Here is a 24,864-nt window from a genome sequence, read left to right on the forward strand (position 1 = left end):
GTGAAAGCGCAGCTTTCAACCCTTCACCGCGCCGGCCGTGAGGCCGCGCAGAAAATATTTGCCCGCCACGATGTACACCAGCAGGGTCGGTAGCCCGGCGATCATCGCCGCGGCCATGTCCACGTTGTATTCCTTGGCCCCGGTGCTGGTATTGACCAGGTTGTTGAGGGCCACGGTGATCGGCTGGGAATCGCCACTGGCGAACACCACACCAAAGAGGAAATCGTTCCAGATCTGGGTGAACTGCCAGATCAGGCAGACCATGATGATCGGCAGCGACATGGGCAGCAGGATGCGGCCGAAGATGGTGAAGAAGCCCGCGCCATCGAGGCGCGCCGCCTTGACCAGCGCATCCGGCACGCTGACGTAGAAGTTGCGGAAGAACAGCGTGGTGAAGGCGATGCCGTACACCACGTGGATCAGCACCAGGCCCGTGGTGGTATTGGCCAGGCCGAACTTGCCGAGGGTGAACGAGGCTGGCAGCAACACCGTCTGGAACGGCAGGAAGCAACCGAACAGCAGCAGCCCGAAGAACAGCTGCGAGCCGCGAAAGCGCCACATCGACAGCACGTAACCATTCAGGGCACCGACCGCCGTGGAAATCAGCACGGCCGGTACGGCGATCTTCACCGAGTTCCAGAAATAGCCGCCGACCACGTCCCAGGCCTTGACCCAACCGATCAGGGTGAACGCATCGGGCCAGGACAGCAGGTTGCCGGCACGCACGTCCTCGGGGGTCTTGAAGCTGGTCAGCAGCATCACGATCAGCGGCACCAGGTACAGCGCCGCGGCGAACAACAGGGTGGCGTAGATCGCCACACGGCTTGGGCTGAAGGCTCTAGTCATGGCGTTTGCCCCGCAGTTCCGAGTAGAGATAGGGCACCAGAATCGCCAGGATCGCGCCGAGCATCATCATCGCGCTGGCCGAGCCGATGCCCATCTGGCCGCGGCTGAAGGTGAAGTTGTACATGAACATCGCCGGCAGATCGGACGAGTAACCAGGGCCGCCTGCGGTCATCGCCGCCACCAGGTCGAAGCTCTTGATGGCGATGTGCGCGAGGATCATCACCGCACTGAAGAACACCGGCCGCAGGCTCGGCAGGACGATGCGCAGGTAGATGGTCGGCAGGCTTGCGCCGTCCACCTGAGCGGCACGGATGATCGATTGATCGACGCTGCGCAGCCCAGCCAGGAACAACGCCATGACGAACCCCGAGGCTTGCCACACGGCAGCGATCACCAGGCAGTAGACGACCCGATCCTGATCCACCAGCCAGTCCAGGCGAAAGCCTTCCCAGCCCCAGTCGCGCAACATCTTGTCCAGCCCCAGGCCGGGGTTGAGCAGCCATTTCCAGGCGGTACCGGTGACGATCATCGACAGCGCCATGGGGTACAGGTAGATGGTACGAATGAAGCCCTCGCGACGAATGCGCTGATCGAGCAACACGGCCAGCAACACGCCGATGACCAGGCTGATGCCGATGAACATGCCGCCGAACACCATCAGGTTCTTGCTTGCCACCCACCAGCGATCGTTGTCCATCAGCCGCACGTACTGCTGCAGGCCGACCCACTTGTAGCTGGGCATGAAGCTGGAATTGGTGAACGACAGCACCAGCGTCCAGAGGATGTAGCCGTAGAAGCCGACCAGCACCACCAACATGCTCGGCGCCAGCACCAGCTTGGGCAGCCAGCGCTGCAGCGCGTCGAAGGGTGAAGCCTTGCCGATTACCGTCGTGACACTCATCGGGCATTACCAGTGTGGGGATGAAATTCGGGTCGAACGCCGCCTGCGACTGGGCCAGGGCCTGGTCGAAGGAGGCTTTGCTGATAAGAACGTGTTCACGATCTAGCGACCTAGAGCAATGCAAGGCAAAAACAGGCGAGGAAGCGGTCGGAGTCGCGGGCGACTTTACTGATGTAAATGAGCATTCCGAGTCTGTTTTAACGCCGCAGGGCCGACGCGCAGCAGGTCATGAACAGGTTCTAAGGAAATGGGCCGGCTAACCGGCCCAAATCAACCTACTGGGCGGATTTGATCGCCGCGTTGATCTGCGCGCCGGCCTTGCTCGGGTCGGCGTTCTTGTCACTCATGAAGTTGGTGACCACATCGAAGATCGCCCCCTGCACCGCCAGGTTGGTGGCCATGCTGTGGGCCATGCTCGGCTCCAGCTTGCCGCTCTTGTCGGCCGCCTGGAAATCCTTCATGGAAGCCTGGGCGCAGCTGTCGAACTTGCTCATGTCGAGGTCGGAACGCACCGGGATCGAACCCTTGTTCTCGTTGAACACGTACTGGAACTCGGGCTCCAGGGCGATGCGCGCCAGGGCGTGCTGGGCAGCGATGTCACCCTCGTTCTTGAGCTTGAACATGGCCATGGAGTCGATGTTGTAGGTGTAGCTGCCGGCAGTGCCTGGCATCGGCACACACTGGTAGTCCTTGCCTGCGACCTTGCCAGCGGCCGTCCACTCGCTCTTGGCCCAGTCACCCATGATCTGCATCCCGGCCTTGCCGTCTATGAGCTCGGCCGTCGCCAGGTTCCAGTCACGACCGGCGCGGTTGTCATCCATGTAGGTGGAGAGCTTTTTCAGCGCGGTGAACACTTCGGTCATCTGCGGGCTGGTGAGGGTCGCCTCGTCATTCTCGACGAATGCCTTGTGGTAGCCCTCGGCACCCATGATGCCAAGCACCAGGCCTTCGAACACGGTGCTGTCCTGCCACGGCTGCCCGCCGTGGGCCAGGGGCACGAAGCCGGCCGCCTTGAGCTTGTCGCCAGCGGCATACAGCTCGTCGAGGGTGGTCGGCGCCTTGTCGATGCCGGCCTTCTTGAACACTTGCGGGTTGATCCACAACCAGTTGACGCGGTGGATGTTCACCGGCACGGCGACATAGTGGCCGTCGTACTTCATGGTGTTGGACACGGTTTTCGACAGCAGGCCATCCCAGTTGTTGGCCTTGGCGACGTCGTCCAGCGGCGCGAGCAGATCCAGCGCGCCCCACTCCTGCAGATCCGGCCCCTTGATCTGCGCAGCGCCCGGCGGGTTGCCGGAAACCACGCGGGTCTTGAGCACGGTCATCGCGGCGGAACCCGCGCCACCGGCCACGGCACTGTCCTTCCAGGTGTAGCCGTCTTTCTCGACCAGCTCACGCAGAACCTTCACGGCCGCAGCCTCGCCGCCGGAGGTCCACCAGTGCACGACTTCGACCGTACCTTTGGAGTCGGCTGCCAGAGCAGCAAGCGGGAATAGCGAGGCGAGAGAAACGGCAGTGGCGAGACGGGTGATCGCGTTCATCGAAGTACCTTTCTTGTTGTTAGAAGCAAGTCGTGGCGCTTGCGTTGCATGGAGTGTAATCAGGCTTTGCTGGCAGCCAGGTAACGAAGGGATGCGCGAATGTCACCACCTCGTTACATGGCTGCCAATGCCGAAGCCAGGCTCGGCGCCAGCGGCAGGCGTGGCAGCAGAACGGCCTGGTAGGCGTGATAGAGATCGGGCTTACCAGGCCAGATGCTGGAGGCCGGATGGTTGTCGCTGTCGAGTTCGTGGTGCCAGCTGCCATTTTGCAGGTCGATGAAATGACTGGAGGCGAACTCCCAGAACCGTCGATACCACTGCTCGTAGATGGCCTCACCCGTGCGTCGCAGCAAGGCTGCGGCGGCGGCACAGGCCTCTGCCTGCACCCAGTGCAGCCGCGCGCGTACCACCGGGCGCCCCAGCCAATCGAGGCTGTAGACCAACCCTGGTGCGCCATCGGCATGCCAGGCGTCGCGACAGGCACTGGCGAACAGCCCGCGGGCATCCTCCAGCAGCCAGTCGGGCGCGTCTAGGCCGGCCCGGGCCAATGCCGCTTCGAGGTGCAAGAGCAGACGCGCCCACTCGAAACTGTGCCCCGGCGTGCTGCCATAGGGGCGGAACGGGTCGGCACGGTTATCGACGTTGTATTCGGGCAAGGCCTGCCACTGCGGGTCGAAATGCTCGACCACCACATAGCCCCGGGAGGCCGCGTGATGGTGGATCAGACGCTCGACAATGCGCAGCGCGCGGTGCAGCCAGAGGGCATCACCGGTGACATCCGCGAGGGCGAGAAACGCCTCGGTGGCGTGCATGTTGCTGTTGGCACCGCGGTAGGCTTCTTCCTGCGACCAGTCGCGACTGAAGCTCTCGCGCAGCGCGCCCTCCTCCTCGCACCAGAAATGCCGCTCGATGATGCCGATCGCCTCGGCCAGCAGCGCCTCGGCTCCGGGCCTGCCGGCAGCCTGCGCGGAGCTGGCGGCCAGGGCCACGAAAGCATGCAGGTAGGCGGACTTGTCGCCCTTGCGACCGACGTCCGCGAACCAGCCGCCAGCCTGCTCGTCACGCAGGTCGCTCTGCAGCGTGGCGATGCCGTGATCGACCAGATGGGCATAGCCGGGGATACCCTGGATATGGGCCAGGGCGAAACAGTGGGTCATGCGGGTGGTGTGAATCAGCTCGGCGCTGGCTCCCGCGGGCAATCGCCCCTGGCCGTCCAGCGCAGCGAAACCCTGCGCGACACCAGAAGTGCTGGCGAACGGCAGCAGGCGCATGCCTTCGGCGTTCAGCCAGGCACGATGGGCTGGCTTGACCAGCCAGCTGTCGGAGGGCAGTGCAGGTGTTTTCATTGTTGTTATTCCATGCAAAGGATCAACGCTTGAACCGCAGGGCAACCATCAATCCCCGGGTGCTCATGGCAAGAGTCTACTGGTGGCCGCGCATCCCTCAGGTAACGAAGCCCGGTCGCTTCGTCACCATCTCGTGACATTCAATCCGGCGACCGTGGCAGCTGAAGCGTCACCCGCAGCCCGCCCTCACGCAGATTCTGCAGGCTCACCTCGCCACCATGACTGTGGGCGATATTGCGCGCGATACCCAGCCCCAGGCCGTAGCCCTGCTGTTGCCCGGCCAGACGGAAGTGCGGCTCGAAGACCTGCTCCAGGCGCTGCTCGGGAACGCCGGGCCCTTCATCGTCGACATGCAGCACGTAGGCTCCCTCGTCGTCCTCGACGTGCAGATGAGCCTTGTGGCCGTACTTGAGGGCGTTGTCGATCAGATTGCCAATGCAGCGCCGCAAGGCCAGGGGCTTGCCCGGATACACCGCCTTGGCTTCACCATGCAAGGTCACCCGACCGTTGCCAGCTGGCGCCAGACAAGGCTCGACCAGGCAGTGCAGCAGGAGGTTGAGGTCCACGGGCTCGATGTTTTCGTGGATATCGGTGTCCTTCACGCACTGCAGTGCACCCTTGACCAGCAGCTCCAGCTCGTCCAGATCCCGGCCGAACTTGGTCTGCAACGTCTCGTCGTCGAGCAGTTCGACGCGCAGACGCAAACGCGTGATCGGTGTACGCAGATCATGGGAAATGGCGCTGAAGAGTTGGGCGCGCTCGGTCAGGTAACGGCTGATGCGCTCGCGCATGGCATTGAACGCCCGGCCCACCTCGACCACCTCACGACCGCCGCCCTCGAGCACCGGCTCGACGTCGGCGCCCAGGGACATATGCCGAGCGGCGCGTGCCAGACGCTTGAGCGGCCGACTCTGCCAATGCACCAGAATGCCGATGAACAAGAGCAGAAAGCCGCTGCTGAGCAGGATGAACCACAGCTGCTGGGTCGGCAGTACCGGCTCCTCCAGGCTGGTGTAGGGTTCGGGCAGCAGCGACGCGATATACAACCACTCACCGGGCGCCAGCTGGATCTGCGTGACCAGCACCGGTGGATTGACCGGTTCCAGGGTCAGGGCGTAATGCGCCCAGGAGCGCGGCAACTCGTCGAGCTTCAGGCCACCGTTGAAGATCCGCAAGTCATCCGGGCTGACGAAGGTCACGGAAATGTCCGCGCTGTTGCCCAGCGACTCTCGCAGCACCTCGCTCACGGCCTGGATCACCGCCTGCTTGCGCGGCGTGACCGGCAGCAGATGCATCGACAGGGGTCGATCGTTGAGGCTGACGACGAAACGCGTGCCGCCCATGCTGCGCAACTGGTCGAGCACCATCGGCCGGTAGGCGACCGGCAGCGAGCGGAAGTAACGCACGCTGGCCGACATCGAATGGGCCAGACTGCGTGCCGTGGTGACCAGCCCTTCGAGCTGCGTGGCGCGCAACTGCGACAGCCAGATGGCGCTGGACAATGCCTGGGCGACCAGCACCGAGAGCAGGGTCAGCAACAGCATTCGCCCCAGCAGCGATCGCGGAATCGGCAACAGCCGACGCCAGTCAACGCGCATGGCCGGCCTGGGCGGTAACGGCGGCGGCCAACTGGTAACCGCTACCGCGCACGGTACGGATCAGGCGCGGCGGTTTGTCGGTGTCACGCAGGCGCTGGCGCAGGCGGCTCACGGCCATGTCGACGATGCGCTCCAGCGGCATCATCTCGCGACCGCGGGTGGCGTTGCCGATGGTGTCACGGTCGAGGATCTGCTGCGGGTGATCGAGAAACAGCTTGAGCAGTGCGAAGTCGGCGCCGGACAGCAGCACCTCCTCGCCATCGAGGTGGAACAGCCGATGGCTGACCATGTCCAGGCGCCATTCATCGAAGGCCAGCACGTCAGCGCCACGCTCCTGAGAAAAGTGCACGCGGCGCAGCAACGCCTTGATACGCGCCAGCAGTTCACGGGGGCTGAAGGGTTTGCCGAGGTAATCGTCGGCGCCCAGCTCGAGACCGATCACCCGGTCGGTCTCGTCGGAACTGGCCGTCAGCATGATGATCGGCACCTGGGCGAAACGCTGATGACCGCGTGTCCAGCGGCACAGACTGAAGCCGTCTTCGTCGGGCAGCATGACGTCGAGAATCACCAGATCCGCGCCGCCTTCGCACAGCGCCTGGCGAAAGCTGGCGCCATCCGCCACGGCGTTCACCTGCAGGCCGGCACGCCCCAGGTAGGTTTGCAGCAGTTCACGAATATCCTGGTCGTCGTCGACCAGCAGGATGGATTTTCCAGTTGGGCTCACATCGATAATCCTTATTGTTGTTATCGGCGACGCTTGGACACGCTATTTGTCCGCTAACTCCGTAGAAGGTGTTGTTGTGCAGCCACCCCTGCACCTACCAGGCCGGGGTATTCGGCAGTCACCAGCCAGACGGGCAGGGCATCGAAATAATCGCTCATGCAGCCTTTGTCTCGAAAGCTGCGGGAGAAACCGCTGGCCATGAAGAAGTCGGCGAAACGCGGCACCATGCCGCCAGCGATGAATACACCGCCACGGGCGCCCAGCGTCAGCACGTTGTTGCCGGCGACGCGACCGAGCAGGCAGCAGAACAGCTCCAGCACATTGACCGCCAGCGGCTCCCCCTCCAGCGCGGCGCGAGTCACCTGGGCCGCACTCAGCAGCGCTGCGGGCTGACCGTCTACCGCGCATGCCGCACGGTACAGCGCCAGCAGGCCATTGCCGCTGAGCGCACCGGCCTCCGCGCTGACGTGCCCGAGCTGACGATGCAGCGCTTGCCAGATCAGCGCCTCGCGGGCACTGCCCACCGGCAGATCGACATGCCCGCCCTCGCCCGGTAGCGCGTGCCAGCTGCCATCCGGCAGCGCCAGCAACGTGCCTACGCCAAGGCCGGTTCCGGCGCCGATCACCACGGCCGGACGCTGCGGCTGCGCCACGCCTGGGCAGACGGTGATGTATTCATCGGCCTGCAGGCGAGTCATGCCCAGCGCCATGGCGGAGAAATCGTTGATCAGCAGCAGCTCGCGCACCTGCAGTTCGGCACGAAACGTCGCGCGGTCGATGCGCCACGGGTTGTTGGTGAAGCGAAAGGGGTCGACCTCGACGGGGCCGGCACACGCCAGGCAGATGGTCTCCACCTCACCGAGCGCCAGGCCCTCGGCCGCCATGTAGGCCTGGATAGCCTGCTCGACGGTAGCGTGATCGGCAGTCGCCGATACACGCACCGACTCCAGGCGTTCGTCACGCCACAGGGCGAAGCGCGCGTTGGTGCCGCCAATGTCGCCCACCAGCGCCAGACTCATCGCAGCGAGTCCAGTTCTGCGGTGAAGGCACTGGCGCCCTCTTCCGCCGGGCTGAACGCGGCGCGCATGAAAGCGAACAGCTCGCGGCCGCAACCGATGCCCGTGCCCTGCGGGCGTGGCGCAGAATCGCGGGCCGCCCATTCGATCTCGTCGACCAGAATCTGCAGGCGGCCCTCCACGCCATCGACGCGAATCACGTCACCGTCGCGCACCCGGGCCAAGGGCCCGCCATCCCAGGCTTCCGGGCTGACATGAATGGCCGCCGGCACCTTGCCGGACGCACCGGACATGCGCCCGTCGGTAACCAGCGCCACCTTGAAGCCACGATCCTGAAGGATGCCCAGATAAGGGGTGAGCTTGTGCAACTCGGGCATGCCGTTGGCCTTGGGGCCCTGGAAGCGCACCACCGCGACGAAATCGCGCTCCAGCTCGCCCGCCTTGAAGGCTTCGGCGAGGTCCACCTGGGTCTCGAATACCCGCGCCGGGGCTTCGACCACCTGATGTTCCGGTGCCACTGCCGAGACCTTGGCCACACCATTGCCAAGGTTACCCTTGAGCACGCGCAGCCCGCCTTCCGGCGAGAACGCTTCCGGCACGCCACGCAGAATATTGCGATCCAGACTCTGCTCCGGGCCCTGCCGCCAGACCAGGCCGTTGTCACCGAGGAACGGCTCCTGGGTGTAACGCGACAGGCCATGGCCGGCGACGGTGTAGACATCTTCGTGCAGCAGCCCGGCATCGAGCAGCGTGCGCACCATGAAGGGCACACCGCCGCAGGCGTGGAAGTGATTCACGTCGGCTTGGCCGTTGGGGTAGACCTTGGCCAGTGTCGGGGTGATCGCGGACAGGTCGGCCATGTCCTGCCAGGTCAACTGAATGCCGGCGGCACGGGCGAAGGCTGGAATGTGCAGGGTGTGATTGGTCGAGCCACCGGTGGCGTTGAGCGCCACCACCGAGTTGACGATGGCCTTCTCGTCGATGATCCGGCACAGCGGTGTGTACTCGCCGCCCTGCCGGGTCAGGCGCACCACCTGATGCGCGGCCTCGGCGGTCAGCGCGTCACGCAGCGGCGTGTACGGGTTGACGAAGGACGAGCCTGGCAGGTGCAGGCCCATGATTTCCATCACCACCTGATTGGTGTTGGCGGTGCCATAAAAGGTGCAGGTGCCGGGGCTGTGATAGGACTTCATCTCCGATTCCAGCAGCTCTTCGCGGGTTGCCTTGCCTTCGGCGTAGAGCTGGCGGACTTCGGCCTTTTCCTTGTTGGGGATGCCCGAGGGCATCGGCCCGCCCGGCACGAAGATCATCGGCAGGTGGCCGAAACGCAGGGCGCCGATCATCAGCCCCGGGACGATCTTGTCGCAGATGCCCAGCAGCATCGCCGCATCGAACATGTTGTGCGACAGCGCCACGGCGGTGGACATGGCGATCACCTCGCGGCTTGCCAGGCTCAGTTCCATGCCCGGTTCGCCCTGGGTGACCCCGTCGCACATGGCCGGCACACCGCCCGCCACCTGGCCGACCGAGCCCACCGCGCGCAGCGCCTGCTTGATCAGTTCGGGATAGTGTTCGTAGGGCTGATGGGCGGAAAGCATGTCGTTGTAGGCGGTGACGATGCCGACGTTGGCCTCGTTCATCAGCCGCAACCGCTGCTTGTCTTCAGTGGAACCACAGCCGGCAACGCCGTGGGCGAAGTTGGCGCATTGCAATGCGCCGCGGTGCGGACCGTCACTGTCGGCGGCGGCCATCTGCGCCAGGTAGCGCTCGCGGGTTGCGCGGCTGCGGGCGATCAGGCGGTCGGTTACCTCGAGGATGCGGGGATGCATGGTGTACTCCAGGCTAACAGGTAGCAATTCGAATTGTATTTTTATCAAAATACTGACAGCTAAAACGCTTGATTTCTACTTTCATGAGAATAATCTTGTTTTTAAAACAACATATAAGGATCAGCGCTCATGACACTGCGAATTGCCATCAATGGTTTCGGCCGCATCGGCCGTAACGTTCTGCGTGCACTCTATACCCAGAGCTACCGCGAAAACCTGCAAGTCGTCGCGATCAACGATCTGGGTGACAGTGCAATCAATGCGCACCTTCTCAAATACGACAGCGTACACGGCATTTTCGATGCGTCCGTCGAGGTCGACGGCCAGAACCTGATCATCAATGGCGATCGCATTGCCGTCAGCGCCATCCGCAACCCGGCGGATCTGCCCTGGAAAGACCTTGCCGTCGACGTGGTCTTCGAGTGTACCGGTCTGTTCACCGACCGCGACAAGGCTGCTGCACACCTGACTGCAGGCGCCCGCAAGGTGATCATCTCCGCCCCCGCCAAGGGCGCTGACGCCACGGTAGTCTACGGCGTCAACCACGACAGCCTGCGCGCCAGTCATCAGATCATCTCCAATGCCTCCTGCACCACCAACTGCCTGGCGCCGGTCGCCCAGGTGCTGCAGCGCGAACTGGGTATCGAGAGCGGGCTGATGACCACCATTCATGCCTACACCAACGACCAGAACCTCTCCGACGTCTACCACAGCGACCCATTCCGCGCGCGCTCGGCCACCCAGTCGATGATTCCCACCAAGACCGGTGCGGCCGAAGCCGTCGGCCTGGTGCTGCCGGAGCTGGCGGGCCGCCTGACCGGCATGGCGGTGCGGGTACCGGTGATCAACGTGTCGCTGGTCGACCTCACCGTGCAGGTGCAGCGCGACACCAGCGCCGAGGAGATCAATGCTCTGTTGCGCGCCGCCAGCCAGCAATCGAGTGTGCTGGGTTACAACGAACTGCCGCTGGTGTCCTGCGACTTCAACCACAATCCACTGTCGTCGATCTTCGACGCCAACCACACAAAGGTGAACGGCCGGCTGGTCAAGGTACTGGCCTGGTACGACAACGAGTGGGGCTTCTCCAACCGCATGCTCGACACCTGCCTGGCGGCTCACGCAGCCAAATGAGTCACCGCCCACCAGTGCGGCGAGGCATCGAAGCCGATTACGCTCGGTAAATCGCCGTGAGCGGATTACAATTGCCGCCCGCTTGAACCTCAATGCCGGCCATTGACGCCAGACCGCTCTGGTCGGCGTCGCCAGCCGGGCCGGCAGGCAGCAGGTACATTGTCATCCGAACATCACTGGAAGCCGCATGGACTCTAGCCGTAACACTCTCGAACAGCATTACACCGCGATCCTCGGCGAACTGGGTGAAGACGTCTCCCGCGAAGGCCTGCTCGACACGCCCAAGCGCGCCGCCAAGGCCATGCAGTACCTCTGCAACGGCTATGAGAAAACCCTGGAAGAAGTCACCAACGGTGCGCTGTTCAGCTCCGACGCCAGCGAGATGGTGGTGGTGAAGAACATCGAGCTGTATTCGCTGTGCGAGCATCACCTGCTGCCCTTCATCGGCAAGGCCCACGTCGCCTATATCCCCAATGGCAAGGTGCTGGGCCTCTCCAAGGTGGCGCGCATCGTCGACATGTATGCCCGTCGCCTGCAGATCCAGGAAAGCCTGAGCCGGCAGATCGCCGAGGCGATCCAGCAGGTCACCGGTGCCCTTGGCGTGGCTGTGGTCATCGAAGCGAAGCACATGTGCATGATGATGCGCGGCGTGGAGAAGCAGAACTCCTCCATGGTCACCTCGGTGATGCTCGGCGAGTTCCGCGAAAACGCCGCGACCCGCAGCGAGTTCCTCAGCCTGGTCAATAGCTGAAACCGAGCACTCAGCGCTTACTGTAGAAACGTCGCCCCGGTGCGAAACGATGCTGGCGTCACCGCGATATCGGTGCCGCCTGTACCATTCGCCGCGGGGGCGCGGATCCTACGCGTCGGATGAACACACCACTTCCGTAGGAGCGTCGCCCCCGGCGCGAAACGGTGGTGGTCATTGCGCACTGTTACGGTATGACCACCAATCGCCGGTAAACCGACTCGCGCCGCTCCTGATACCCGCCTCAGGTTTTCTCCACGAACTGCAACTCGGCCAGCCGCGCGTAAAGCGGGTTGCCGGCGACCAATTCGGTGTGCTTGCCCAAGGCAACCAATTGTCCCTGATCGAACACGGCGATGCGGTCCGCGCTCTTCACCGTCGCCAGGCGGTGGGCGATCACCAGGGTGGTGCGGCCACGCATCAGTTCGGGCAGCGCCTGCTGGATCAGGTGTTCGCTCTCGGCATCGAGGGCACTGGTGGCTTCGTCCAGCAGCAGGATCGGCGCATCAACGAGCAACGCACGGGCAATGGCCAGGCGCTGACGCTGGCCACCTGAAAGGCCCAGCCCGGCATCGCCCAGATGGGTCTGATAACCCCGCGGCAATCGCTCGATGAACTCATGGGCATGGGCCGCACGGGCAGCGGCTTCCACTTCGGCGCTGCTGGCATCCAGGCGCCCGTAGCGGATGTTGTCCTCCACGCTGCCGAAGAACAGCGCCGGGTGCTGGGAGACCAGCGCGAAGTTCTCGCGAAGGGCGTGCGGGTCGAGCCGATCGATCGGCAGGCCATCGATGAGGATTCGCCCCTGCTGCGGGTCGTAGAAGCGCAGCAGCAGATCGAACAGCGTCGACTTGCCCGCCCCGGACGGCCCGACGATGGCCAGGGTCTCACCGGGCACCACCGTCAGATCGATGCCCTGCAGGGCGAGGCTTTCCGGGCGGGTCGGATAGGCGAACGACAACCCCTGAACCTCGATGCGCCCCTGCACGGGCGGGGTCGGCAGCAGAGCACCCTCGAGCGGCGCATGGATCTCGTTGCGCGCGCGCAGCAATTCGCTGATGCGCTCGGCGGCGCCGGCCGCGCGCTGCAACTCGCCGATCACTTCGCTAAGGGTGCCGAACGAGGAGCCGACGATCAGGCTGTAGAACACGAACGCAGCCAGCTCACCGCCGCTGATGCGCCCGGCGATCACGTCCATGCCGCCGACCCAGAGCATCACGCCAACGGCGCCAAGCACCAGCACGATCACCACGGTAATCAGCCAGGCACGCTGGGCGACGCGCTTGCGCGCCGTATCGAACGCAGCCTCGGCGGACAGGCCGAAGCGGCGACGGTCCTCGGCCTGGTGGTTGTAAGCCTGTACCGTCTTGATCTGCCCGAGCACTTCGCTGACGTAACTGCCGACATCGGCGATGCGGTCCTGACTGAGCCGCGACAGCTCCCGTACGCGGCGGCCGAACAGCAGGATCGGTGCCACCACCAGCGGCAAGGCAGCCAGCACGATGGCGCTCAACTTGGGGTTGGTGACCACCAGCAGGATCATGCCGCCAACCAGCATGATCAGGTTGCGCAAAGCCATCGACAGGGAAGAACCGATCACCGATTGCAGCAGCGTGGTATCGGCGGTCAGTCGCGACTGGATCTCCGAGCTGCGATTGTGCGCGTAGAAGCCCGGGTGCAGCCCGACCAGATGGTCGAATACCCGCTTGCGAATGTCCGCCACCACCCGCTCACCAAGCCAGGACACCAGATAGAACCGGGTGTAGGTACCGACCGCCAGGGCCAGCACCAGCACGAAGAACAGCAGAATCGAATGGCGCAGCGCTTGCGGCGATTGCGTGGCCAGGCCCTGATCCACCAGCAGTTTGATGCCCTGCCCCATGGACAGGGTAATCGCTGCGGTAAACAGCAGCGCCAGCAGCGCACCGGCCACGCGCCCACGATAGGGGGCGATAAACGCCCACGACATGCGCAGGGCCTCGCGCTGGCGGGAAGACAAAAACAGGTTCATGGCAGGCTCGAAGGCTGATGGCAGAAGGGCTCTAGCCCATCAGATGGGGCCGTGCGGGGTAAACATCAAGCGCGGGGAGCGTTCTTGGCGACAGCGCCCGGTTGAAATTAATATATGGAACTCGATTCCAAAAATAATCATAAGCCGTCAGGAGCCCTTCATGCCCGCCGTTCCTCCCACCCCGCTCCCCCAACAATGCGACCTGCTGGTGGTCGGCTCCGGCGCCGCCGGGCTAGCTGCCGCAGTGACCGCCGCCTGGCACGGCCAGAAGGTGGTGCTGGTGGAGAAGGACGCTGTTCTCGGCGGCGCCACCGCCTGGTCCGGTGGCTGGGCCTGGCTACCGCGCAACCCGCTGGCACGCCGGGCGGGCATTGAGGAAGACATTGAGCAGCCGCTCACTTACCTGCGCCACGAACTTGGCGAGCACTTCGATGGCCAGCGCGTCGCGGCCTTTCTCGAAGCCTGCCCGCATATGGTGGCGTTCTTCGAACGACACACGGCCTTGCAGTTCGCCGACGGCAACGCCATCCCGGATATGCATGGTGATACGCCGGGGGCCGCCACGGGTGGCCATCAGGTGATCGCCGCCCCCTATGATGCCCACGAAGTGCTCGACCTGCTGCCGCGCCTGCGCAAGACCATGGCGGAAACCTCGTTCATGGGCATGCCGATCATGGCCGGAGCTGATCTGGGGGCTTTCCTCAGCATGACCCGCTCACCGAAGTCCCTGTGGCACGTGGTTCGTCGCTTCAGCACTCACCTCTACCACCTGGCCCGCTACGGCCGCGCCATGCATCTGGTCAACGGTGTGGCGCTGGTCGCACGGCTGGTACGCTCTGCCACTGATCTGGGCGTGACGATGATCGAATCGGCGCCCGTGGTTCGCCTGCATCGGCAGGACGGTCACGTCAACGGCGTGACGATCCGGCACAAGGATGGCGAGCATTTCATCAGCGCCCGCGCAGTGATTCTCGCCGCTGGCGGCTTCCCCAACGATCCACTGCGTCGCCGGCAACTGTTTCCCCGCGATGCCAGCGGCCGGGACAACCTGGCGCTGCCACCCACCTCCTGCTCGGGCGACGGGCTGCGCCTCGGTGAGGCGCTAGGCGCTCAGGTCGACACCCGGCTGAAGTCGCCCGTCGCCTGGGCGCCGGTTTCCAGAGTGCCGCGCCGCGACGGCAGCAGCGGCCACTTCCCGCATATCATCGAGCGTGGCAAGCCGGGCATCATCGGCGTACTGGCCAACGGCAAGCGTTTCGTCAACGAGGCCCACGGTTACTACGACTACGTTTCGGCCATGGTCGAGCAGGTGCCGGATGGACAGGAAGTCTGTTCCTGGCTGATCTGCGACCATCGCTTCCAGCGTCGCTATGGCCTGGGCTTCGCCCGCCCGGCTCCCGTGCCGCTGTGGTCGGCACTGCGCAGTGGCTACCTGCAGCGCGCTGCCAGCGTAGAACGACTGGCACTGCAATGCGGTATCGATCCGGTTGCCCTGGCGACCACGGTGGCGACCTTCAATCAGTACGCGCGGGCGGGCGACGATCCCGAGTTCGGCCGCGGCAGCACCGCGTTCAACCGGAAACAGGGCGATCCGTTGCATCCGGGGCCCAACCCCTGCGTCGCGCCGATCGAACAGGGCCCCTTCTATGCAGTCAAAGTAGAGCCTGGCTGCTTCGGCACGTTCGCCGGCCTGAAGACCGACGCATCGGCCCGCGTACTTGATGTCGAAGGCCTGCCAATCAGCGGCCTGTACGCCGCTGGCGCGGACATGGCCAGCGTGTTCGGCGGCCACTACCCCTCCGGCGGTATCAACCTGGGGCCCGCCCTCACCTTTGGCTACCTCGCCGCGCGCCACGCGGCGGGCATCGACGCCTACGAATAGTCACCCGTTGTCATCAGGAGTACTCACATGCAGGCCATCCGCAATCGTTACCAACTGAACATGCCGAAACTGGGGCTGGGCACCTGGCCCATGCGCGACGACGAATGCACCCGCGCGGTGCATCAAGCCCTGGAGATCGGCTACCGACATATCGATACCGCCACGGCCTACGAGAACGAAGCGGCAGTCGGCAAGGCGCTGGCGGCCACCGAGGTGGCGCGCGAGAAGATCCACCTGACCACCAAGGTCTGGTGGGACAAGCTGCAGCCCGATGCCATCCGCGCCTCGCTCACCGAAAGCCTGCAGGCGCTGCGCACCGAGTATGTCGACCTGTTCCTGATCCACTGGCCAGGCAACGCCGGCAGCCTGAAAGGTGATGGCCTGCACCGCGCCCTGGAGACACTGGCGGCACTGCGTGACGAGGGCACGACGCTGAACATCGGCGTCGCCAATTTTCCGCTGCCGCTGTTGCGTCAGAGCATCGAGGAGTTCAAAGCCCCGATCGCCGCGATTCAGGTGGAATATCACGTGCTGCTCGATCAGCAACCGATGCTCGACTACGCCCGCGAACACAACCTGGCGTTCACCGCTTACTGCCCATTGGCCCGTGGTGAAGCCGCGCAACTGCCAGAAATCCGCCAGATTGCCGCCAAGCACGGCGTATTCCCCAGTCAGGTGGTGCTGCAGTGGCTGCTTGCTCAGGACCACGTGGCAGCGATCCCCAAGGCCAGCGGCGTGGAAAACCAGCGGGCCAACCTGGCCGCTCTGGACATCCGCCTCGACGATGAAGACCGCGCGCTGATCGCCAGCCTGCCCAAGGATCGCCGCCTGGTGAGCCCGGACTTCGCACCGCAGTGGTAAGCCGATAAGCGAAAGCCCCGCGTCTGCGGGGCTTTCGCGTAGCCTGGGTCGAGCGGAGCGATACTCGAATCGCCTGGTGGAAGAAAACAGCGTCTTCCACCCTACGAAACTTGCCTACGCCTTGTTCAGCGACTCCACGCCGACTTCGTCCCACAGCTCTTCCGCGAGGTGGAAGGTCGCATTGGCAGCGGGAATGCCGCAATAGATCGCGCTCTGCATGATCAATTCCTTGAGTTCCTCACGGGTGACGCCATTGTTCTTGGCAGCCTTGAGGTGCAGCTTCAATTCACCCTCGCGGTTCATGCCGATCAGCATGGCGATGGTGATCAGGCTGCGGGTATGGCGCGGCAATCCCGGACGCGTCCAGATATCACCCCAGGCATGACGGGTGATCATTTCCTGAAATTCTTCGTTGAACGGCGTCAGCTTTTCCAGGCTGCGGTCGACGTGGGTATCGCCCAGCACCGCGCGGCGCACCTGCATGCCGGCTTCGTAGCGTTGTTTCTCGTCCATCGGTAACTCCGGTTTCATGGGGTAGAGCGCTCAGTCATTTGGCGCGCAGAAAATCCAGCACACGCCGGGTGAACAACTCGCCTGCCTGCACGTTGGACAGGTGCGCGGCGTCGAACTCGACCAGCTCGGCACCGGCGATGCGTTCCTGCATGAAGCGGCCATGCTCCGGCGTGGTCACCGCATCGCCGGTACCGCAGACGATCAGGGTCGGCGCCTCGATCGCAGCGATCTGCTCACGGTAATCGGCATCGCGTACCGCCGCGCAGTTGGCCGCGTAGCCCTGGGGCGAGGTCTGCGCCAGCATGGTAACGATGGGGTCGACCTTTTCCGGGTGCTTGGCAGCGAATGGCGGGGTGAACCAACGCTCGATGGAGGCATCGCGCAAATCGCGCATGGCCTTCTCGCCCCCCTTGAGCACGGTGTCGATGCGGGTGCTCCAGATCTCATCGGTGCCAATCTTGGCGGCGGTGTTGCACAGCACCAGGCGCTGCAGACGCTCGCAGGCGTTGAGGCCGAACCACTGACCGATCAAACCGCCCATGGACAGGCCACAGAAATGCACCGTGTCGATGTTCAGCGCGTCGAGCAGCGCGAGGACGTCGCGGCCGTTCTGTTCGATGCTGTAGAAGCCGGAGCTGACCAGCGATTGGCCATGGCCACGGGTGTCGTAGCGCAGCACACGAAAATGCTCGCTGAACGCCGGCATCTGCGCGTCCCACATGTGCAGGTTGGTGCCCAGGGAATTGGACAGCACCAGCACCGGCGCATCCGCCGGGCCTTCGAGTTTGTAGTTCAGGTCGCCATCGGCGAGGGATACCACGGGCATGACAATCTCCTAGATGATCTACGAATTCAGTTCGCGGCTCTGCGCCACGGCACGCTCGACCCAGCGGCGCGCCTGGCCCAGGTAATGGGCAGGATCGAGCAGGTGATCCAGTTCTTCCGCGGACAGCTGGGCAGTGACCTCGGAATTGGCGCCCAGCACTTCACGCAGATGAGCGCCCTCCTTCACCGCCTGTTTGCAGCACTGCTCGACCAGGCGGTGAGCCGCGTCACGACCGATGCGTTGCGCCAGGGCGATGCTCACCGCCTCGGCCAGCACCAGGCCACGGGTCAGGTCGAGGTTGCGGGCCATGCGCCCGGCATCCACCTCGAGCCCTGGCACCACCAGCAGCGCTTGCTGCAAGGCACCGGACACCAGGCAGCAGAGCTCCGGCAGGGTCTCCCATTCGGCATGCCACAGGCCGAGGCTGCGCTCGTGCTCCTGAGGCATGGCCGCGAACATGGTGGCAACCAGGCCGGGCGCGCGGGTCGCGGCGCCGATCAGCACCGCAGCGCTGACCGGGTTACGCTTGTGCGGCATGGTCGAGGAACCGCCCTTGCCTGGCGCAGAGGGCTCGAACAACTCGCCGGCCTCGGTCTGCATCAGCAGGCTGAGGTCGCGGCCCAGCTTGCCCAGGCTGCCGGCGATCATGCCAAGCAGGCTGGCGAACTCGACCAGACGATCGCGCTGGGTGTGCCAGGGCTGTTCAGGCAGTTGCAGATCCAGCTCAGCCGCCAACGCTTCGGCCACCGGCCAGGCCTTGTCGCCCAGCGCCGCCAGGCTGCCGGACGCCCCACCGAACTGCAGGCACAGCAGGCGCGGTTTGATCTCTGCGAGACGCTGGCGATGGCGGTCGACCGCCCCCAGCCACCCAGCGATCTTCATACCCAAGGTTACCGGCGTGGCGTGCTGCAGCCAGGTGCGCCCGGCCATGGGCGTGGCCGCATGGCGCTCGGCCTGTTCGGCCAGCAGTCGGCTCAGGGCATCGAGGTCGTTTTCCAGCAGCACGATGGCGGCGCGCAGTTGCAGCACCAAGCCGCTGTCCATGGCGTCCTGGCTGGTGGCGCCCAGGTGCACGTAGCGCTCGGCCTCTTCACTCTGCGCGGCGATGCGTTTGCCCAGCGCCTTGACCAGCGGAATCGCCGAGTTGCCGGCGCTGCCGATGGCGATGGCCAGGGCATCGAAATCATAGAGTTCGGCCCGGCAGGCAGCCTCGATATCGGCGACCACTGCCGCGGGAATCACGCCGACCGCAGCCTCGGCCCTGGCCAGCGCCGCCTCGAAGTCGAGCATGCCCTGCACGCGGCCATGGTCGCTGAACACCTCACGCATCGGCGCACTGGTGAAGTAGGCATCGAACAACTGGCTGCAGGGCCTTGAACTCATACTGCTGAAACTCCGTGGTCAATGATCATGGTGTAGGTAACTGGCCTGGCGCGGCAGACGCAAGCTGACCAGAAAGGCCAGCACCATCATGCCCGACACGTACCAGTAGAAGGTTTGCTCCAGGCCAATGGACTTCAGGCCCAGGGCCACGTATTCGGCAGACCCGCCGAATAGCGCATTGGCTACCGCGTAAGCCAGGCCGACGCCCAGGGCGCGGACTTCCGGCGGGAACATCTCGGCCTTCACCAGGCCGCTTATCGAGGTATACAGGCTGACGATGGCCAGGGCCACAATGATCAGCAGGAAGGCCACCACCGGATTGTGCACGGTCTGCAGCAGCGCCAGGATCGGCCAGGTGAAGATCGCCCCCAGGGCACCGAACCAGAGCATAGAGGTGCGTCGACCGATGCGATCGGACAAGGCGCCGAACAGCGGCTGCATGATCATGAACAGAAACAGCGCAGCGGTCATGATGCCGCTGGCGGTCTTGGCGCTCATGCCTGCCGAATTGACCAGGTACTTCTGCATGTAGGTGGTGAAGGTATAGAAGATCAGCGAGCCACCGGCGGTATAGCCAAGCACGGTGAAGAACGCCGCTTTGTGGTGCTTGAACAGGTAGGCGATGCTGCCCGACTCCTTGTTGCCGATCTGGTCCTTCTTGGCGGTCTCGTCCAGCGAACGGCGCAGGTAGAAGGCCACCACGGCAGCCAGGGCACCGATCACGAACGGGATGCGCCAACCCCAGGCACGCAGCTCATCTTCGGTGAGCAGTTGCTGCAGGATCACGACCACCAGCACGGCCAGCAATTGCCCGCCAATCAGCGTGACGTACTGGAACGACGCGAAGAACCCGCGCTGCCCCTTGAGCGCCACTTCGCTCATGTAGGTCGCCGTAGTGCCGTACTCGCCGCCCACCGACAGCCCCTGGAACAGGCGCGCCAGCAATAGCAGCAGCGGTGCCAGGGCGCCGATGCTGTCATAGGTCGGCATGAAGGCGATGGCCAGCGACCCCAGGCACATCATCAGCACGGAGATCATCATCGAGACCTTGCGTCCGTACTTGTCGGCAACCCGGCCAAATACCCAGCCGCCAATCGGTCGCATCAGAAACCCGGCAGCGAATACACCTGCGGTATTGAGCAACTGGACGGTGGGGTCGTCGGACGGAAAGAAAGCTGGCGCGAAGTAGATCGCGCAGAAGGCATACACGTAGAAATCGAACCACTCGACCAGATTGCCCGAGGAAGCGCCGACGATGGCGAAGATGCGCTTGCGGCGCTCTTCCGGGCTGTAGTTCGGGGCTTCGTACACCGTGCTGGCTTCGGAACTCATCATGGATACTCACTGGTAAGGAACGGGACGGTTCCCTACTCCGACTTACATGTAACCAAATGATTCGAGCATTATTACCCCGCCTGATCGCTTGCACCGGTACCGGACACGGCGGCGTGGAGCCCTGTCCGATACCGAAGCAAACAAACTCTGGGACCTGTGGGCATATCGCCGGACTCTTGGCGGTCGTCGATGTTGGTGGGCTGAAGCCCACCCTACAAGAGACAAGCACCCGACGTAACGTAGGGTGGGCTTCAGCCCACCAAACAGCGCATGAGTAACGCCCCATGGTCGATCTGCAGGTTTCTAGACGCGCTCGATCGCCAATGCCAGCCCCTGGCCGACGCCCACGCACATGGTCGCCAGACCGAGCTTGCCGCCGGTCTTTTCCAGGTGGTGTACGGCAGTCAGCACCAGGCGGTTGCCGCTCATGCCCAAGGGGTGGCCGAGGGCGATGGCGCCGCCGTTCGGATTGACCTTGGGGCTGTCGTCCGCCAGGCCGAGATCACGGGTGACCGCCAGCCCCTGAGCGGCGAACGCCTCGTTCAGTTCGATCACGTCAAAGGCATCGATATCGAGGTTCAGGCGGCTCAGCAGCTTGCGTACCGCCGGTACCGGGCCGACACCCATGACCCGAGGGGCCACGCCACCGCTGGCCATGCCGAGTACCTTGGCGCGGGCCCCGAGGCCATATTTCTGCACCGCTTCGGCAGACGCCAGGATCATCGCCGACGCCCCGTCGTTGAGGCCCGAGGCGTTGCCTGCAGTCACCGTCTTGTCCGGGCCGTTGACCGGCTTGAGCTTGGCAAGTGCCTCGGCGGTGGTGTCGGCGCGAGGGTGTTCGTCGGTATCGACGATGCTTTCACCCTTCTTGGTCTTGATCACTACCGGCACGATTTCCTCGGCGTAGTAACCACTTTGCTGCGCCACGGCGGCACGCTGCTGGCTGCGCAGACCGAAGGCGTCCTGGTCGGCACGGCTGACGCCGTAATCTTCGGCCACGTTGTCACCGGTCACCGGCATCGGGTCGACGCCGTAGCGCTCCTTCATCGCCGGATTGACGAAACGCCAGCCCAGGGTGGTGTCTTCGAGCTTCTGGCCACGGCCAAAGGCACTGTCCGCCTTGCCCATCACGTATGGCGCGCGGGTCATCGATTCGACGCCGGCAGCGATGGCCAGCTCCATTTCCCCGGAAGCGATGGCTCGGAAGGCAGCACCCACCGCTTCCATGCCCGAGGCGCAGAGGCGGTTGAGGGTCACGCCAGGCACGGTCTCCGGCAGGCCAGCGAGCAGCAGCGCCATACGGGCGACGTTGCGGTTGTCCTCGCCGGACTGATTGGCGCAGCCCATGAACACTTCATCGACCGCCGACCAGTCGACCTGCGGATTACGTTCGATCAGTGCCTTCAGCGGAATGGCTGCCAGGTCGTCGGCGCGTACCGCGGACAGGCCGCCATTGAGCCGACCGATCGGCGTACGCACCGCATCGCAAATGAATACATCGCGAGTCATTCGTCACTCCCCTTCTGCCCATGGGCAGCGGCGGTGCGTGCTTCCAGATCACGCAGCGCAGCCAGTTCTTCGGCTTTCGGCGCTTCGGTGGTGGTCACGTTGTCGGCGAAACGGATCTGCCAGCCGGTGTTCTCGACCACCTGCTCACGGCTCACGCCCGGATGCAGGGAGGTGACGATGAATTCGTTGCTGCCCGCTTCCGGCTCCATGATGCACAGGTCGGTGATGATCGCGACCGGGCCGTCGCCCGGCAGGCCGAGGCGCTTGCGGTGATCGCCACCCTCGCCATGGCCCACCGACGTGATGAACGCCAGCTTGTCGACGAAGGTGCGATGACCCTGCTTGAGGATGATCAGCACCTTCTTGGCGCTGCCAGCGATTTCCGGCGCGCCACCGGCACCCGGCAGACGCACTTTCGGCGCATGGTAATCACCGATCACCGTGGTGTTGATATTGCCGAACTTGTCGACCTGGGCCGCGCCGAGGAAGCCGACATCGATACGACCGCCCTGCAGCCAGTAGCGAAAGATCTCGCCGGTCGGCACCACGGTATCGGCCGTCTCGGCCAGCTCACCATCACCGATGGACAGCGGCAGCACGGTGGGCTTGGCGCCGATCGGGCCGGATTCGTAGATCAGTACCACTTCCGGGGCGTGGGTCAGACGCGCCAGGTTGGCCGCCTTGGACGGCAAACCGATGCCGACGAAGCAGACGCTGCCATTGCCGAGGCGGCGCGCGGCGGCCACGGTCATCATTTCATTGGTGTTGAACTCGCTCATCACTTGGCCTCCCCGTTAACCTTCGCCTGGTACTGCGCAAAATCCTCGGTGCCACGGATGTATTCATCGATCCAGGCAGTGAAGGTTTCACGGTCGCGGGCGATGGGATCCCAGGCCTGGTAGAAGCGGTTGTCACGCTCGTAATAGCCATGGGCATAGGATGGATGAGCACCGCCCGGCACCACACAGACGGCAGTCAGTGCCCAGGTCGGCAGTACGCAGGCGTTCATCGGTGCTTGCAGGTCGTCGACGATTTCCTCGACGGTGACGATGCAACGCTTGGCAGCCAGAGCGGCCTCCTTCTGCACACCGAGAATGCCCTGAATCAGCACGTTGCCCTTGCGGTCGGCCTTCTGCGCGTGGATGACGGTGACGTCAGGACGCACGCTCGGTACGGTAGCCAGGCTCTCGCCGGTGTACGGGCATTCGATGAACTTGATTTCCGGGTTGACCTTGACCAGGTCCGAGCCCTGATAGCCGCGCAGCACGGCGAACGGCAGATTGGATGCGCCAGCGACGTAGGCGTTGGCCATCGCCGCGTGGCTGTGCTCGCTGATTTCCAGCTTGTGCGGCCAGTGCTTCTCGACCGCGTCGCGCAGACGGTGCAGGGAGCCGACACCGGGGTTGCCACCCCAGGAGAAAATCAGACGCTTGGCGCAACCCGCACCGATCAGCAGGTCATAGACCAGATCCGGTGTCATGCGCACCAGCGTCAGGTCTTTCTTGCCCTGACGGATCAGTTCATGGGAAGCCGCAGTGGGAATCAGATGGGTGAAGCCTTCGAGGGCGATGGTGTCACCGTCGTGAACGAAGCGCTCAACCGCCTCGCGCAGGGAGAGAATTTCAGCCATGGTCGTTCTCGTCTTATTGCTCTGGAAACCGTGGGGCGGCTATTGCGCCGTGTGAGTACAAGGTACCCAGCCCATAGCGAGCTAACAATCCGATAATCGATTATTTGTTCGATAATCGAACAATGCTTGAACCGCTCTCCCTTCCCGCCCGACACCCGCCAGCCGCATCATCCATGGGCCTGCACGGCGTATCCACACAGCCCTCAGCTTCGGGCCTACATGCCAAACACAATTACCCCCTGTGCAGGGGGTAATCCAGGCTTGCCAGGTTCAGAACCGGGCCTGACAGAGCAGCCCTCAGGCCTCCAGCGCCCTCACCCGCTCGTGGCGTTGCTGGGCCTTGGGCTCAGCGGTGGATTGCAAGGTGAAATCGAATTCGATTTCGGCGAAGCGTCCTGCCACCCCGTGGGCACTGGCACGCGCCGCATCCTCGAAGAAATCGATCTTCGCAATCAGCTCATCGCGGGTGGCGTAGGCGAAGTCATCGTGCAGGTACTTGTCGCCATCCAGATTGATCTGGGTAGTCAAATGCCGATGGCCGGGTGCCGAGATGAAGAAATGCACGTGGGCCGGACGCTGGCCATGGCGGCCGAGCTGGTCGAGCAGTTGCTGGGTCGGGCCATCGGGCGGGCAGCCGTAGCCGGACGGCACGATGCTGCGAAAGCGATAGCGGCCCTCGGCATCGGTCTCGATGCGGCGACGCAGGTTGAACTCCGACTGCGCGGGATCGAAGTAGGAATAGGTGCCGCCCGTGTTGGCGTGCCAGACGTCGACGATGGCACCGGCCAATGGCTTGCCGTCGGTATCGAACACACGGCCCTGCATGAACAGCGGTGTACCGGCATCCTGACCATCGTCCAGACGGGCTTCGCCCTTGCTCAGCGGCGCTCCGGCGACATACAACGGCCCCTCGATGGTGCGTGGGGTACCGCCCGTGCGACCGGCCTCTTCGTCCTCGGCGTCCATCAGCATGTCGAGGTAATGCTCGATACCCAGACCGGCGACAACCAAACCAGCCTCCTGGCGGCTGCCGAGTTCGTTGAGGTAGTGCACCGCTTTCCAGAATTCTTCCGGGGTGATCTGAAGATCCTCGATGAGCTTCGCGGTGTCGTTGAGCAGGCGGTGAATCACCGTCTTCATGCGCGCGCTGCCCTGGTCATTGCTGAAACCACTGGCCTCTTCGAAGAACTTCTGCACATCCACGGTCTGGGCGATACGTACGGTCATGGTC

General features: G+C 64.0%; 21 protein-coding genes. 4 read left to right on the forward strand and 17 right to left on the reverse strand.

Annotation, left to right across the window (positions count from 1 at the left end; all coding sequences use genetic code 11):
- Nucleotides 1-15 precede the first annotated feature (15 nt).
- The 8 genes from FHR27_RS09120 to edd form a co-directional block, all read right to left on the reverse strand.
- Nucleotides 16-846, reverse strand: a complete 831-nt coding sequence (locus tag FHR27_RS09120; RefSeq protein ID WP_042554091.1) for a carbohydrate ABC transporter permease — start codon at nt 844-846, stop codon at nt 16-18.
- The gene (locus FHR27_RS09125) at nt 839-1,747 is read right to left on the reverse strand and encodes a carbohydrate ABC transporter permease (protein WP_042554090.1); all 909 of its coding nucleotides are present in this window, start codon (nt 1,745-1,747) and stop codon (nt 839-841) included. Before FHR27_RS09125 ends, FHR27_RS09120 begins: the two co-directional genes overlap by 8 nt.
- Before the next feature lie 275 nt (nt 1,748-2,022).
- Nucleotides 2,023-3,291, reverse strand: a complete 1,269-nt coding sequence (locus FHR27_RS09130; RefSeq protein WP_042554089.1) for an ABC transporter substrate-binding protein — start codon at nt 3,289-3,291, stop codon at nt 2,023-2,025.
- 113 nt (nt 3,292-3,404) lie between these two features.
- Nucleotides 3,405-4,637, reverse strand: coding sequence for a D-mannose isomerase (locus FHR27_RS09135; RefSeq protein WP_179538412.1), 1,233 nt, complete (start codon nt 4,635-4,637; stop codon nt 3,405-3,407).
- Between the two features lie 140 nt (nt 4,638-4,777).
- A complete protein-coding gene (locus tag FHR27_RS09140; RefSeq protein ID WP_042554087.1) occupies nt 4,778-6,235 on the reverse strand; it encodes an ATP-binding protein in 1,458 nt (485 codons plus the stop codon).
- Nucleotides 6,225-6,959, reverse strand: coding sequence for a response regulator (locus tag FHR27_RS09145; protein WP_042554086.1), 735 nt, complete (start codon nt 6,957-6,959; stop codon nt 6,225-6,227). The genes FHR27_RS09140 and FHR27_RS09145 overlap by 11 nt, the downstream gene beginning before the upstream one ends.
- A 53-nt stretch (nt 6,960-7,012) precedes the next feature.
- Entirely contained in the window at nt 7,013-7,978 is a 966-nt protein-coding gene (locus FHR27_RS09150) for a glucokinase (RefSeq protein WP_179538413.1), read from the reverse strand.
- On the reverse strand, nt 7,975-9,804 hold the full coding sequence (gene edd / locus FHR27_RS09155; RefSeq protein WP_042554084.1) for a phosphogluconate dehydratase: 1,830 nt from the start codon (nt 9,802-9,804) through the stop codon (nt 7,975-7,977). Before edd ends, FHR27_RS09150 begins: the two co-directional genes overlap by 4 nt.
- Before the next feature lie 129 nt (nt 9,805-9,933).
- Here edd and gap point away from each other — a divergent pair, with 129 nt between their 5' ends.
- Both gap and folE read left to right on the forward strand, forming a co-directional pair.
- On the forward strand, nt 9,934-10,935 hold the full coding sequence (gap, locus tag FHR27_RS09160) for a type I glyceraldehyde-3-phosphate dehydrogenase (protein WP_179538414.1): 1,002 nt from the start codon (nt 9,934-9,936) through the stop codon (nt 10,933-10,935).
- A gap of 187 nt (nt 10,936-11,122) precedes the next feature.
- The gene (gene folE / locus FHR27_RS09165; RefSeq protein WP_179538415.1) at nt 11,123-11,686 is read left to right on the forward strand and encodes a GTP cyclohydrolase I FolE; all 564 of its coding nucleotides are present in this window, start codon (nt 11,123-11,125) and stop codon (nt 11,684-11,686) included.
- A 241-nt stretch (nt 11,687-11,927) separates the two neighbouring features.
- Here the strand turns inward: folE and FHR27_RS09170 are convergent, their stop codons facing one another.
- A complete protein-coding gene (locus tag FHR27_RS09170; RefSeq protein ID WP_179538416.1) occupies nt 11,928-13,694 on the reverse strand; it encodes an ABC transporter transmembrane domain-containing protein in 1,767 nt (588 codons plus the stop codon).
- 160 nt (nt 13,695-13,854) lie between these two features.
- Here FHR27_RS09170 and FHR27_RS09175 point away from each other — a divergent pair, with 160 nt between their 5' ends.
- Together FHR27_RS09175 and FHR27_RS09180 are read left to right on the forward strand one after the other, a co-directional pair.
- Entirely contained in the window at nt 13,855-15,576 is a 1,722-nt protein-coding gene (locus FHR27_RS09175; RefSeq protein WP_179538417.1) for an FAD-dependent oxidoreductase, read from the forward strand.
- A gap of 27 nt (nt 15,577-15,603) precedes the next feature.
- The gene (locus FHR27_RS09180; RefSeq protein ID WP_179538418.1) at nt 15,604-16,437 is read left to right on the forward strand and encodes an aldo/keto reductase; all 834 of its coding nucleotides are present in this window, start codon (nt 15,604-15,606) and stop codon (nt 16,435-16,437) included.
- A gap of 114 nt (nt 16,438-16,551) precedes the next feature.
- On the opposite strand, the gene pcaC is transcribed toward FHR27_RS09180, so the two are convergent.
- The 8 genes from pcaC to catA form a co-directional block, all read right to left on the reverse strand.
- Nucleotides 16,552-16,950 carry a 4-carboxymuconolactone decarboxylase gene (pcaC, locus tag FHR27_RS09185; protein WP_042554079.1) on the reverse strand — a complete coding sequence of 133 codons (399 nt, stop codon included), beginning with the start codon at nt 16,948-16,950 and terminating at the stop codon, nt 16,552-16,554.
- 34 nt (nt 16,951-16,984) lie between these two features.
- Nucleotides 16,985-17,776, reverse strand: a complete 792-nt coding sequence (pcaD, locus tag FHR27_RS09190) for a 3-oxoadipate enol-lactonase (protein WP_179538419.1) — start codon at nt 17,774-17,776, stop codon at nt 16,985-16,987.
- A gap of 18 nt (nt 17,777-17,794) precedes the next feature.
- Nucleotides 17,795-19,159 (reverse strand): 3-carboxy-cis,cis-muconate cycloisomerase, encoded by a 1,365-nt coding sequence (locus FHR27_RS09195; RefSeq protein WP_042554077.1) that lies wholly within the window; start codon nt 19,157-19,159, stop codon nt 17,795-17,797.
- Nucleotides 19,160-19,177: 18 nt separating this feature from the next.
- On the reverse strand, nt 19,178-20,491 hold the full coding sequence (locus FHR27_RS09200; RefSeq protein WP_042554193.1) for an MFS family transporter: 1,314 nt from the start codon (nt 20,489-20,491) through the stop codon (nt 19,178-19,180).
- Nucleotides 20,492-20,797: 306 nt separating this feature from the next.
- Nucleotides 20,798-22,003, reverse strand: coding sequence for a 3-oxoadipyl-CoA thiolase (gene pcaF / locus FHR27_RS09205; RefSeq protein WP_179538420.1), 1,206 nt, complete (start codon nt 22,001-22,003; stop codon nt 20,798-20,800).
- Complete coding sequence (locus FHR27_RS09210) at nt 22,000-22,782, reverse strand: CoA-transferase subunit beta (RefSeq protein ID WP_042554075.1); 783 nt, start codon at nt 22,780-22,782, stop codon at nt 22,000-22,002. The genes pcaF and FHR27_RS09210 overlap by 4 nt, the downstream gene beginning before the upstream one ends.
- Nucleotides 22,782-23,633, reverse strand: a complete 852-nt coding sequence (locus FHR27_RS09215) for a CoA transferase subunit A (protein WP_042554074.1) — start codon at nt 23,631-23,633, stop codon at nt 22,782-22,784. Before FHR27_RS09215 ends, FHR27_RS09210 begins: the two co-directional genes overlap by 1 nt.
- Before the next feature lie 297 nt (nt 23,634-23,930).
- A complete protein-coding gene (gene catA, locus FHR27_RS09220) occupies nt 23,931-24,860 on the reverse strand; it encodes a catechol 1,2-dioxygenase (protein WP_042554073.1) in 930 nt (309 codons plus the stop codon).
- Nucleotides 24,861-24,864 lie beyond the last annotated feature (4 nt).

Origin of the sequence: Pseudomonas flavescens (genome assembly GCF_013408425.1) — a bacterium.
GTDB lineage: Bacteria > Pseudomonadota > Gammaproteobacteria > Pseudomonadales > Pseudomonadaceae > Aquipseudomonas > Aquipseudomonas fulva_A.